This is a genomic window from Paenibacillus sp. WLX2291, assembly GCF_046603665.1.
Taxonomy (GTDB): domain Bacteria; phylum Bacillota; class Bacilli; order Paenibacillales; family Paenibacillaceae; genus Saccharibacillus.
Window position 1 is genome coordinate 210,720 of the sequence record NZ_CP176755.1, and the last position, 13,984, is coordinate 224,703.

A 13,984-nucleotide genomic window follows, 5' to 3' on the forward strand; every position below is an offset into this window, starting at 1 on the left:
CTGAGAATTATATAATTCTTAGCTATTTACTTTGTTATTAAAATTGATTTTTTGATATGATTATTATTCGTCATTATATGGCCCTAAAAAACGAGTTCCATTAAAATGGATAAGATGAGAGGGCGCATCTGCTACCCAGACTTCTGTTTCCCAAGCGATTACACTAAGATAACGAGTCATTGCAGAACGATTTGGAAATGCTGTAACATAAACAATTCCTGCTATACAATTCTTAAACAATTTAGCGAGTTCTTCGTGTCTTTTTCCATCAACTGGACCATGACTAGTAACAGATTCAATAAGCAAAAGCCAATTCTTTTCTGGATAATATATGACTACATCAGGCATTTTTCCATGTAAATTTATACTAACTCCTAAAGAGTTTAACAAACTGACATCAAAATACCCTATTTTGTCTCCAGTATCTCCAACATATATAAGCTGTCCATTCGGAACATAACGAGGAGCAAAGTCTTCGATTATTGATTTTATAAGCTCACTATGTTCTCCAGGAGAAATATAAATAGATTTGTTTTTCTCAATACGTACAGGTAATTTATTTTGTTCTCTTTCTTTAGCATATCTTTCTACTAAAGTAGTTATAGAAGCTAAGTAGGTTGCAAGCGCTATATGCCATTCTGCACTGTTGTATTTTTTGATAAGCTCCAAAGCAGCTGGAGCAATTTGATAAACTGCTTTAGGACTGTTCACAGGTCTATCAGGTTTATCTGGATTATACAGCGCAAGACCAGCACTAACAAATTGATGCATTGAGTATCTTCTAAAGGTCTCTCTGGTATTAGGAGCATATTTTTTAGCATATTCCTCAAGTGCAAAATTCATTATAGGGGTTATACCTATCAAAGGATTGTTTGCTTGTTCCCAGGATTTCTCAGGAGTTAAGTTAATCAATGCCAAAAGGCATAGTGCAGATCGATCATTAAGTTGTTCTTTTGGAAATCCTAACATTTTTAGTATTTTAATAGCTTCTACAATATGCGGATGAGTATCTTGCATTAACAAAAACTCCTTTACTTTTTGGTCAATAATATCTTGATTTATATAATTGATATTTTCTAAAATCCATTTGCCGATTTCAAATATAATATCTTTGCTAGGGTATTTCATAGTACGCAAATCTGTAGCATTAACTTGCGTATGACCATTGAAAACTCTAAAATAATTATCGACCTCTAACGAATTAAGATATGCGAATAAACCATATGCTATCTCAGGAACTAAACCATTTTTGTTAATATGAAATACGTTTAGCCCATTCTCAAAACCTATAACAGAATAATCAATTGTATTAGGGTTTAAAACTCCGGCCACAATACGACGTTTTTCTTCTTTAGAAGAAAAACGTTTAATTACAGTATAGTAGCCATTAGGGTATAAAGACTTTTCAGTTTGTATATTTCTAATTAATGCGTTCGGTTTTTTCATTATTTTAGGCCAATTTATTGAAGTTCCAGAAAAATGATTGGGATAAAAAAGAGGGACGGAGTTTGTTTCTGGTTCATTGCGCAAATACTCTTTGACACGAAAATCTACAACTGGTCCAGTAGATACTTCGATTCCTAGTTCACTTAACGAATAGTGGACACTAGGATATTTTTCAGTAAAACTGGGTTCAGAGTTTGTAGGGACGTGGATAAACAATTCCGTATCCAAAGGTTGGACTATTCTAGAAAATTCATAACTGTTCTCAATATAATCTGAGAAGCTTGCATCTGTTGAAGTAGATATTAAAACATTCTCTTGTTTTGTCCCTTTCTCAAGAGAAATAATTATATTTTCTTGCAATACTTTATCTTCATGAAATGCACTATTTCTAGACTTAAATAAATGTATATGCTTTATCGCTGTCTTATCTAAAATCAATTTCCGGAAGGTCTTAAAGTAAGGTCCATTACAAAAGCTTCTTGGAATAATAGCTACTAATTCGCCATTTTCTTGTAATAAATTTATAGCAAGTGCAACGAAAGCAGAGTATAAATTTCCTGTTTCAATACCTACATTCCTCAATAACTTACGATGTAATGAAGTGCTTGATATCTTTTTATATGGTGGATTTAATATGACATGTGAAAAGTTAAGTTTTTCAACAGGAAAGAGATTATAATCACTTTGGAGAATATTTATAGACCATTCAATAAAATCTGCTGAAATAATATCAATATCAAGATTTAAATCATCATGAAATAGATTTAAATTTTGCTTTAATATGGGTTTTAGCATTTCGTCAATCTCTACCGCAGTAACTGATGCTTCTCCATCTAGTTTAATCTGGGAATATTTATTTAGAAATGAACCACTTAACGAGCCTATTCCTGCTCCTGCATCCAGTAAACAAGGAGATTTTAGTTTTTTCTCATCAAAAAGAGAAACCATAAAATCAGCAATTTGATATGGCGTGAAAAATTGACTTAATTCGTTTTTTTTTGTAAGAGAAGAATTGATTTCAATTCTTATTTTATCAATTTGTTGAATAATACTTGTCATGATAGTTCTCCAAGATCATTTGATTTAAAATATTGTAATTGCCAAGATTGCGAGTGAAAAAATATCTATTCTAATTATAATGTTAATATATTTAAAAAGTATACAGATTCCATCTATTTAAGCTAATTAACAGTAAAAATACTGGGATTTTAATATTGAAATATTTTATAGAATACATATATTAAATTTAACTATAATAATGCATAAAGAAAAAGCAAAACAATCCATATTCAATTTATTCTGTGGATTATTTTGCTTTTATTCGTCATTAGTGTTCATAATATAATGATGGTAACAATATAGTTTGATAATCAGGAGGAATAGAACATGACACAATCGCAAATTGGTGTACCGTTAGAAGGCTTTGCCGAATTTAGCCGAAAGGTTGCGGCTGAAGGTGCGGTATTGCTGAAAAATGAGAATCATATATTACCACTGTCGAAAAATGAAAGCGTTTCGATTTTTGGGCGGGTGCAGGTGAATTATTATCGAAGCGGTACAGGATCGGGTGGTAGCGTGCATGTGGCGTACACAACCAATCTACTGGACGGGCTGCGCAGCAAGGGCAATATCTCGGTCAATGAGCAGCTAGCACAGGTGTATGAAAACTGGATTCAGGAGCATCCGTTTGACAATGGCGGCGGTGGTTGGGCAGCCGAGCCATGGCATCAGCAGGAGATGCCGCTGAACAGCGAGCTGGTGGCGGAAGCGAGACGTCAATCGGACAAGGCGGTTGTCGTCATTGGACGCACGGCGGGTGAGGATAAGGATAATGCAGACGAGCCGGGTAGTTACCGTTTGACAGCTGACGAATTGGATATGCTGAAGCAGGTGACGGCGCATTTTGACAAGGTAGCGGTTGTGCTGAATGTGTCCAATATCGTCGATATGAGCTGGGTGGATGACCCGGAGCATGTGCATCGCATCGGAGCCGTGATCTACGCATGGCATGGCGGGATGGAAGGCGGGAACGCGATTGCCGATGTGCTTGCTGGCGATGTGACGCCGGGCGGCAAATTGACCGATACGATCGCCTATTCCATCGACGATTATCCGTCCACTTCCAACTACGGGCATGAAACGAAAAGTGTGTATGCTGAGGATATTTATGTGGGCTACCGGTATTTCGAGACCTTTTGCCCAGAGAAGGTGCAGTATGCGTTCGGATATGGCATCTCGTATACGACATTTGCGCTGGAAGCAGGCGCAGCGTCGGTTGTGAACCGTGATGGGCAGGAGCAGGTGGAGCTGTCTGTAACCGTGACGAATACCGGTTCAGACTACGCTGGCAAAGAGGTTGTGCAGCTATATGTCGAAGCGCCGCAGGGAAAATTAGGTCAACCCGCACGTTCACTGGCAGGCTTTGGCAAAACAAAGTTGCTACAACCCGGCGAATCGCAGACGCTGACATTATCGGTTCCGGTCAGCCGTCTAGCTTCCTATGACGATGCCGGAGTGACTGGTCATGCACATGCGTATGTGTTAGAGCCGGGAACGTATTTGTTCCATGTCGGTACGAGTGTGAAGGAAACGACGGCGGTATCGTTTGCAGGTAGTTCTGCTCAGGCAGGGCAAGATGCAGTGGCGACAGGCATTAGTGAAAACGGCAGTACAACATTGCTCAATGGACAGGTAGCAGGTGTCGCTGACGCAGCAACCGCTGGCTTGTATATCGCTGAACTACGTGTGGTGGAGCAATGGGAAGAAGCGATGGCGCCGGTAGAAGCATTTGACCGGATCAAGCCGGGGGCACGCAAGCCGGACGGTTCGTACGAGCTATCGTCTGAGCCAGTGCCAACGCGTCAGATTGTGCTGGCGGATCGGATTCAGAGCCGTTTGCCACAGCCACTAGCGCAGACCGGGAATCAAGGCTATACGCTGCAAGATGTGGGCAAAGGCAACGTGTCGCTGGAACAATTTGTCGCTCAGTTGGAAAATGAAGACCTCGCTGCGCTTGTGCGTGCGGAAGGCATGAGCAGCCCGCTCGCAACACCGGGTACGGCATCGGCGTTTGGCGGAGTGAGTGACCGTCTGCTCGGATACGGTATTCCAGTCGCATGTACGGCGGATGGTCCGTCCGGTATTCGTATGGACAGCGGAGATAAGTCGACACAAGTATCGATCGGTACACTGCTGGCAGCGACATGGGATGTGGAGCTAGTACAGGAATTGTATGTGCTGGAAGGCAAGGAGATGCTGCGCAACCATATTGATGCGCTGCTCGGACCGGGGCTGAATATTCGTCGTAGCCCACTGAACGGGCGGAATTTTGAATACTTTTCCGAAGATCCGTATATCTCGGGTGTATTCGCAGCGGCATGTGTACGCGGGATTATGGACGGCGGCTCCAATGCGACGCTCAAGCACTTTGCGTGCAACAATCAGGAGCAGCATCGTAGTAAAGTGAATGCGGTCGTATCAGAACGTGCACTGCGCCAGATATATTTAAAAGGCTTCGAGATTGCTGTACGCGAAGGCGGCGCCAACTCGGTCATGACCTCCTATAATCCGATCAACGGTCACTGGGCGGCATCCAACTATGATCTGAATACGACGCTGCTGCGCAAGGAATGGGGCTTCAAAGGCATCGTCATGACGGACTGGTGGGCAATTATGAACGACTGCGCCAACGGTGGTGAAGCAGATCGCAAATATACAAACTGGATGGTGCGTGCGCAAAACGATCTGTACATGGTCGTTGCTAACTATGGGGCAGAGACGAATGTATGGAATGACAATACGATGGAATCGCTGGCAAACGGGACGCTGACTGTTGGCGAATTGCAGCGCTGTGCGGTGAATATTTGCGACTTTATTTTGAAAGCACCGGTGTTTGCACGCGGGGAGCTGTTGAAGGAGCAAACGCAGTCCTTTACAGCAGTTGCGGGCGCAGGCAGTGAGCATGGACAGGCGGTGACCGCAGAAGATGACGTGCAGATTCCCGTGCAGACAGACGGCGTTACCGTGATCCAAGTGCCAGAAGCTGGCGAGTATCGTCTGTTTATCCATCTGATGTCCGAAGGCAACGAATTGGCGCAAAGTGCCACCAATCTGCTATTCAACGGGCAGCTGGTCACTACGGCACAGACGAACGGAACGGAAGGACGCTGGCTGCGTCAGAAACTGGTGAAGGTGCAGCTGGAGCAGGGTGTGTACGAACTGACGCTAGAGTTTGTGAAGCCAGGGATGCAGGTGGAATGGATGGAGCTGAAAAAGGTATAAAGTAGTTAAATATAGCCGTACGCTTGGATTGAATTCCGAGAGTACGGCTATTTTCTGTATGAATAAATAGAGTTGACGTTGGGTTGCTTTAAAATTAGACTTACGGAGTAATATACATAATTTTAGGAGGATATATATGAATAAGTCAAATGGAGAACCCTTTAAAAAATGGTGGATGTGGATAGCTATTTTCCTTTTGTTAATGATTGTTTTGCAGAACATAAATAAAAAGAATGAGTATACTCCTAATGGCGATCCAGTTCAAAAGGAAGTTGTGGAAGAAGCATCGACCAGTGAAGCGACGACTGAACCAAAGACCGCGACAGTAGATAAAACGCTAGAGCAGGTTAATGAACATGTTCAGCAAGAGGAGGTCGACCAAGCAACTGTTCCAGCCGAGGTCGATCCTACTGTTCAGACAGGTTATGTAGGGATTGGTGGTACGAAAGCAGACATTGAAGCAAAATATGGTGAGAATGAAAATTCAGGCGATGCAATGGCAGCTTATGATAATAAGACCATTTTGGTTATGTATACGGATGATAATAGAGCAGATAATCTTTCTTATGAGTACGAAGCCACTGATCAAAACAGGCATACGAGCAAAGACGCAATGTCACAAGCAAAACAATTCTTACCTTCAGATATTAAGAAAATTAGAGAATATGATCCTGATGAGGATCATCATGTCACTGTATACAAGAGCAACACATTAGCTGCACTTGTACCGGATTATTATGAGGGTCTGAAGGAATTTGGATCAACAGCTGCTCCAGGAACAGTCAATGTATATACGAAACAAGATCAAGACGGAGTATATATGTTTGGTATAGCGTTGGGAGATTATCAATGATCGTCAGACTGTGAATGCATTGTTACTATGAAATTCAGCAGCAAAAAATGTAAAACAAAAAGCAGAAGGCGTAGATACACTATGCTTTCTGCTTTTTGTTTTGCCAGCCATTTGATTAGCCAATCACACCTACATTTGAATGCATAAAGTACCATTTTCCAAACGTTCTACATTTAGCAGTTGAAAAACAACCAGCAGATGGAGTAGTATGACAGTATATAATACAATTATATTAATACATTAACAATAATATTAACTATACGAGCACAGGAGTTGTGAATGATGAGCAAGCTTGGGGAAGCTTTACTTGCATGGTATCCGCTGAATGAGCAGGAGCAAGCGGGCATAGATAGGTCAGGACACGGCAATGATGCACGTCCAGCAGGTCAACAATTACCGGAGATCAAGGACATACATGGACGCAAGGCAGCATGGTTTGGCGGTGGTGCCAACGGATCAAGTTATCTGGAATTGCCAGCTTCTTTGTTGGAAAATGTAAGCGATAACACTGGGTTGACAGTGGCGGCTTGGGTGAACTTTGGCATGGGCGTAAGCATTTGGGAGCGGATTTTTGATTTTGGCAGCGGGGAAGGGAAACCATCGTTATTCCTCACCCGACAAATGCGCGGTACGCTGGCGGCAGATGGTGATCTGGCGGTCGACCCGGGCAAAGGGTATGTGCGTGACGAGTGGATGCACGTAGCGTTTGCAATCAAAGGCACCGAAGGCGGCACGCAAAGCAGTGCGGGACCAATTGTTTATGTGAACGGTGAGATCGCAGTGGACGGTACGATCAGCCAGACATCCAGCGGCAATTATGCCAAGCTGCGCAGCTGGTTTGCTTCTTTCGGTCAATCGGAACATTACCAGAGCAACTATATCGGGCGTTCGCAATTTGCAGCAGATGACGATTACACGGGTGCAGTTACTGACTTCCGTGTGTATAAAGCTGGCTTGAGCGCAGATGAAGTCATCGAAGTGATGTGCGATTCGCTCGGAGATGATGAAGTGATCCGGTTAGCGCGGGATAAATATTTGTCCGCACCGGCAACCATCGTCACTAAGCCGCTACATTTGCCAACAGAGTTAATGGGTGGGCGTGTAGCGGTAGCGTGGACGTCCAGCCAGCCGGAAGTGCTTTCGCATACAGGCGAACTGCTGGATGTGCAATCGCCGCAGGGCGTACAGCTGAGTGCTACGCTGACACGCGGCGAGCATGTATTGGAAAAAAGCTTTGACGTTTCCGTGTTACCATCCGACCTGCCGCCGTACACGTTAACGGTACATGGCGACCGCGAGTTGTTGGATGTGAGCGAAGTGATGTACGGGCTCTTTTATGAGGATATTAACAATGCGGCGGACGGCGGCATCTATGCAGAAATGGTGCAGAACCGCTCGTTTGAATCATTTGCCTTTGATACGTATTCCCATGCATCTGGCGCTTGCGGCTGTTCGACCGGGCGCAATCGTGAACCGTTGTTTGCATGGTATGGAGAGACGGACAAGCTGACGGTACAGCATACAGGCGGATTGAATGCGCATTTTGGCGTGGACGACCCGGATGTGAATGCGTACTATGTGACCGCAACAGACGGCACGACCATCGTCAACCGCGGCTTCAACGATACGAATGGCGGCTGTGCGATGAATATTCGCGAGAGCGCTGGATATACCTTTACCATCTGGGCAAAAGCAGAGCAGGACGCGGAGATTACGCTCCAACTGCAAGCGCCGGACGGACAAGCTGCGAGTGAGCCAGTGCACATCGCTATCACAGGAAATGGAGCATGGCGCAAGTATGGAGTGGACACGCCGATTGTGTTGCATGGTAGCACCACTGTACTTGGTCAGCTGGCACTGACCTTTAACGGTGACGTGTCCATCGATATGGTATCGCTCGTGCCGCAGGATGTATGGGGAGCAGATGAGGAAAACAACTCGCCATCTGCGCATGCTAACTATACAGGAAACCCGAACTATCGTCTGCGCCGCGATCTGGTAGAAGCGCTACAAAACATGAAGCCATCGTTCCTGCGTTTCCCGGGCGGCTGTATCTCGGAAGGTTCCTTTATCTGGGACAATGTGTACGACTGGAAAGATTCGATCGGTGACATTGAGCTACGCAAGGAGAACTTCAACGTCTGGGGCTACATGATGACGATGGGACTCGGCTATATGGAGTATTTCCAGCTGGCGGAAGACTTGAATGCTGTTCCGTTGCCAGTTATGGCGTGCGGCGTGCTCTGTCAGGCGCGTTCGGATTACGCGCATCCGGCGGGTGGCGCATTGCGTGAGCATTATATCAAGAACTTTACCGATCTGATCGACTTTGCGATCAGCACCGATTTTGACCATAACGAATGGGCGGCGATGCGTCGTCATATGGGGCATGAAGCGCCATTCGATCTACGGTATCTGGGCGTAGGCAACGAGAACTGGGGCACTGAGTTTTTCGCCAATTTTGAAGTGTTTAAACGGGATATTGAAGCCTATGTGGCTGCCCATTATCCGGGTCATGAGCTGTATATTATCTCTACCGTTGGTGCGCAGGCAGATGACGATGCGTATCAGCAGGGCTGGAAATTCCTGAGCGGCAATCTGGAAGGCGGTGCTGAGGTTGAATTTGCCGATGGACAGCACGTGATTCAGGAGCAGATTACGTGGTACGCCGACCAGCCGGATTATATGGATACGATTGCGGACGAGCATTATTATCGTTCCAATGAGTACCTGCTCAACAATGCGGATCGGTACAACTATTATCATCGTGCGCAACATCCAGACGGCAGCATCGACTGGCGCAATACGTCCAAAGTATTCGTCGGCGAGTACGCATCGACCGACAAAAACACACTTGCCGGAGCCGTCGCCGAAGCCGCAGTCATGACCGGCTTTGAAAATAACGCCGACGTCGTTCGTCTCGCCGCCTATGCGCCGCTATTCAACAAAGTGCTGACAGATGGCACGTACCGCTGGACACCGGACTGCATCTGGTTTGACGACGAGACGGTCTGGTACACGCCGAACTACTACGTACAGCATCTGTTCGCCACGTATCTCGGTGACAAAGTGCTGGGAACGTCCTTTTCCACTTACAAAAACGGTCGTTCACTGGAGCTAATCCCACGCGGCGGTATCGAGATCGCGACTGGGCAAGCGGAGATCGTCGTGAAAAAGGTCACCGTCACCTCTAACACTGACGGCGCAGTATTACTGGAACAGGACTTCACCACTGCAACCGAGCTATTGCCGGAATGGCAGATTATTCCGGGCTCTGCCGGTCATCGTCTGGAGCAAGGAACCGGACTGATTCTATCCGCGCAGGATAGCGGCTTGAACGGATTGTATGTACAAAACGACAACTGGACAGACTACCGAGTAGATGTGGTCGCCATACGCACATCAGGCACCGACGGCTTCTATATCGGCGCTGGTCTAACCGACATTCGCCCAGATACCAAGGACGTGCTGGAATACGCGATCGGCTACGGCGGCAACGCGACTGGCGTCAAAGTATACAAACAGGGCATCGAAGGCTACACACTGGGCGATTACTCCTCCAGCACCGCCGCTGGCAACCTGCGTGCCGCCAGCTACGAGCCACTGTCCGACGATACCGAATACACCATCACCGTCAACTACGGAGACGGAACCGGCAATCGCCTGATCTGCTCCTACACCGACGGTACATTCAACAGCAAAGTGCTGGACTATAAACTGGAAGCCTACAACCGCGAAGTCTTCCATTCCGTCACCAAAGACAACCAGCACGTCTATATCAAACTAGTTAACGCCGACGCCGCTTCCAAAGCAACCCGTCTGCAACTGAACAACCTAACCGTCGACCCATCCGCCAGATGGCTCACCCTAACCGGCGACGAATCTCTACTGCACACACCAAACGTCAACACCAAAAACGCCGAACAAGTCATCCCAACCGAACAACCACTAACACTAGACGGATCAGCCGTAACACTCAACCTACCACCCAATTCCGTCAACGTCTTAGTACTGAACATCCGCGAATAGCAGTATGCAATAGTAAATAGAACGAACAATTGCACCAAGAAAGTTGCATACAGCAGAAGTGAAGTCCGACAGACTATCGTCGCAACATACAGATATTCCATATAGCTGAAATCACCAACCTGCAAAATCTCATAGCACTACAGCTCCAATATTCCAAACCGTTTACCCGAATGCAGTACCAGATGTACTTCAAGAACTTAAACATTCTAAGAACCCTAAGTACTGCATTCATCTTTTATATTTTTCTGCACTTCATCTACTACCCACCCACTTGCAATTGCGTATGTTGCAAGGTGCACGGAGCGGAGGGAAGGAAATAAGGGAAAAGGGACGACTTATAGTGTTTGCGCTGTTCAAACACGAGGTTCAATAGAAAGTGATTTTTGCAAAGCAAAATATCTTACTACTCACAGTGTTTGTGTATTTCAAACACGGGGTTCAATAAAAAGTGATTTTTGCAAAGCAAAATATCTTACTACTTCCGGGGCGTGAATCTACAAGTATCTCCTTAATCCGTAGATTCGCGCGGCTCCACCGGAGGACGTCCCCTTATTCCTTCCCGAAGCGTTCCCTGCACCAAGCACCATCCCAACACGCAAGTCCAAACGAAAGGGGATTTCCAAGCATGGTCCAATTCTCCATCAAATCATCCGGCAAAAAGCTCGTCCTCGCTGCACTCAGCCTGTCTCTTGCAGCAGTCGTCGCCATCCCGTGCAACGCCTCTACAGCATCGGCAGCGTCTGACAACAAGGCACCATCTACATCGACGCCAACATTCAGCAACGCCACCGTCCATGATCCATCCATCATCAAGGACGGCAATACCTACTACGTCTTCGGCTCCCATATCGCTGCCGCCAAGTCACCTGACCTGATGCACTGGTCTAATTTTGCAAACGGTTACACCACGCCGGGAAATACGCTGTATGGCGATCTTTCTAAAAATCTGGCCGGCTCGTTCAAATGGGCTGGCGAAAATGACGCCGACAGCAAAGGCGGTTACGCCGTTTGGGCACCGGATGTGATCTGGAATCCCAAATATGTAAACAAAGACGGTAGCAAAGGCGCGTATACGCTCTACTATTCCACGTCATCCACCTATATCCGCTCTGCCATCGGCATGGCGGTATCACAGAAGATCGAAGGCCCATATACGTATGCAGACACCTACATCTACACTGGCTTTACCAAGGACACCGCATTTGATGCCAATAGTCAGGTAGACAAAAAGTGGACGAACACCAACGTACAAAGTCTGATCGACCAGAAAAAGCTGAGTGCCGCCAATCCGGCGTGGTTCAATGACAACGGTTCGTACAACAATCAGCAGTATCCGAACGCGATTGATCCAACCATTTTTTACGATAAAAAAGGCAAGCTATGGATGACCTACGGCTCGTGGTCAGGCGGCATCTATGTGCTGCAAGTAGATGAGAAAACCGGCAAGCCAATCTATCCAGGCAAAGACGGCAAAACGTCCGACGGTCGCCTGATCGACCGCTATTTTGGCACGAAAATCGCTGGCGGTTACGGTAAATCCGGCGAAGGCCCCTACATTCAGTACAACAAGGATACCGGCTACTTTTACCTGTACATGACCTACGGTGGTCTGGCGGCAAACGGCGGCTACAATATGCGCGTCTTCCGCTCCAAAACCCCGGATGGCATCTACACCGATGCCAAAGGTCAACAAGCAACATGGCCGTCCGATGCAGATAGCAGTCAGTATGGCAACAAGCTGATCGGTAACTTTATGTTCGGTAGCAAGCCGGGTGATCCGGGTTATGGCGAGAACTTCGGTTATGTATCGCCGGGTCACAACTCCGTCTACACCGATGCCAAAACCGGACAATTGTTCCTCGTCTTCCATTCCCGCTTCCCGGGACGTGGTGAGGAGCATGAAGTACGTGTGCACCAGATGTATATGAACAAAGACGGCTGGCCCGTTGTATCGCCGTATCGTTATGCAGGCGAGCAACTGTCCAAAGTCAGCGACAAAATGATCGTCGGCGATTACCAGTTTGTCGATCATGGCAATGATACGTCCGCAGTGATCAAATCGGCTCAATCTATTCGTCTCAATGAAGATCATACCGTCACTGGCGAAGTGCAAGGCACATGGAAGAAGAAAGGCACTGCCGATGCTGAATTAACACTGGGCGGCGTGCAATACACCGGCGTATTCGTCAAAGATTGGGATCAAGTGTCTCAGCAATATGTGCTGACCTTTACCGCTTTGTCGTCCAAAGGCACGATGGGCTGGGGCAGCCGCCTCGCCGATGCACCGGACGCACAAGTCGTAAATGATGTATACGGCGATCTGGCGCTGGGCAATACAGCGGAAGTGACGTCCAACCTGAATCTGCCCCAATTGGGCAGTCGCGAGACAACAATCGCTTGGACATCGTCCAATGCACAGATTGTACAAACCGATGGAACCGTCAATCGTCCAGAGTCCGGTAGCTCTGCTGTACCGGTCACGTTGACCGCAACGATTCACAAAGGAAATAGCCAACGCAGCAAAACCTTTACGGTACAAGTATTACCTTATGTAAACGCCAAGCTAGTAGCACAATACAGTTTCAACAATAACCTGAATGACAGCACCAGCACATGGGGGCAAGGCACACTGACGGGTAACCGTCTCGATGCTACAGTCACCAGTGCAACCTATGCCACCTATGGTCAAGGTGTACAGGGACAATCGCTTGTATTGGATGGACAATCCGGCGTACGCCTGCCAAATGGGCTGATTCATAGCAACTCCTACTCACTATCCTTATGGGTGAAACCGGAAACGTTGACGACGTATACACCTGCTTTCTTTGGGGCAGCGGACAGTAATCACTGGATCAGCCTGTTGCCGCGCGGCAGTGCTGGTGACAATACGATGCTCTGGTCGGGCAGTCAGCCGTGGTACGATGCCAGCACCGGTCTGAAAATCCCGTCCGGTCAATGGAGCCATCTGGCAGTATCCGTCGATAACGGCAACGTCAAAGTATATGTAGATGGCAAAGAAACATTCAGCGGCACCGGCTTCCCAGATGTCTTCTCCGCTACGAATGACGCCAGCTTCGGTCTAGGCGTGAACTACTGGGACACTCCGTTCAAAGGAGAACTGGACGAGCTGAACATCTTCAGCGGCGCGCTGACACCAGCACAACTGGCGAAGCTATCGGCACGATGATCGCACTCGTGCTTCAGTAAACGTTAAATGGAAGAGGTCAAATAAAACAAGTTAGATGGAGGATGTCTATCCCAAGCATCCGTACTCAGCAAAACCAGCAAAATGTTCAATGTAATCTGAAAATCCTTCAATCTCGCACGTCGCTTCCTTCTTTATAATGAGTCATAAAGCCATCGCCGCAGAGCGAT

Annotated in this window: 5 protein-coding genes; 4 read left to right on the plus strand and 1 reads right to left on the minus strand. The window is 46.8% G+C overall.

Annotated features, from left to right (window positions below; genetic code table 11):
* Positions 1-63: 63 nt before the first annotated feature.
* On the minus strand, positions 64-2,505 hold the full coding sequence (locus tag ACDE64_RS00925; protein ID WP_411348685.1) for a BsuBI/PstI family type II restriction endonuclease: 2,442 nt from the start codon (positions 2,503-2,505) through the stop codon (positions 64-66).
* Positions 2,506-2,832: 327 nt separating this feature from the next.
* Between ACDE64_RS00925 and ACDE64_RS00930 the strand changes: the two genes are divergently transcribed.
* The 4 genes from ACDE64_RS00930 to ACDE64_RS00945 all read left to right on the plus strand — a co-directional run bounded on the left by ACDE64_RS00930 (position 2,833) and on the right by ACDE64_RS00945 (position 13,796).
* Positions 2,833-5,727 carry a glycoside hydrolase family 3 C-terminal domain-containing protein gene (locus ACDE64_RS00930; RefSeq protein ID WP_411348686.1) on the plus strand — a complete coding sequence of 965 codons (2,895 nt, stop codon included), beginning with the start codon at positions 2,833-2,835 and terminating at the stop codon, positions 5,725-5,727.
* Between the two features lie 136 nt (positions 5,728-5,863).
* A complete protein-coding gene (locus ACDE64_RS00935) occupies positions 5,864-6,580 on the plus strand; it encodes a hypothetical protein (protein ID WP_411348687.1) in 717 nt (238 codons plus the stop codon).
* A 282-nt stretch (positions 6,581-6,862) separates the two neighbouring features.
* Positions 6,863-10,609, plus strand: coding sequence for an alpha-L-arabinofuranosidase C-terminal domain-containing protein (locus ACDE64_RS00940; RefSeq protein ID WP_411350199.1), 3,747 nt, complete (start codon positions 6,863-6,865; stop codon positions 10,607-10,609).
* A 625-nt stretch (positions 10,610-11,234) separates the two neighbouring features.
* The gene (locus tag ACDE64_RS00945) at positions 11,235-13,796 is read left to right on the plus strand and encodes a LamG-like jellyroll fold domain-containing protein (protein ID WP_411348688.1); all 2,562 of its coding nucleotides are present in this window, start codon (positions 11,235-11,237) and stop codon (positions 13,794-13,796) included.
* Positions 13,797-13,984: the final 188 nt, after the last annotated feature.

Bases quoted from the DNA above. Each gene is read 5' to 3' on its own strand.
- ACDE64_RS00925 (WP_411348685.1), bottom strand. From the start codon at position 2,505: ATGACAAGTATTATTCAACAAATTGATAAAATAAGAATTGAAATCAAT.
- ACDE64_RS00935 (WP_411348687.1), top strand. From the start codon at position 5,864: ATGAATAAGTCAAATGGAGAACCCTTTAAAAAATGGTGGATGTGGATA.
- ACDE64_RS00940 (WP_411350199.1), top strand. From the start codon at position 6,863: ATGAGCAAGCTTGGGGAAGCTTTACTTGCATGGTATCCGCTGAATGAG.
- ACDE64_RS00945 (WP_411348688.1), top strand. From the start codon at position 11,235: ATGGTCCAATTCTCCATCAAATCATCCGGCAAAAAGCTCGTCCTCGCT.
- ACDE64_RS00930 (WP_411348686.1), top strand. From the start codon at position 2,833: ATGACACAATCGCAAATTGGTGTACCGTTAGAAGGCTTTGCCGAATTT.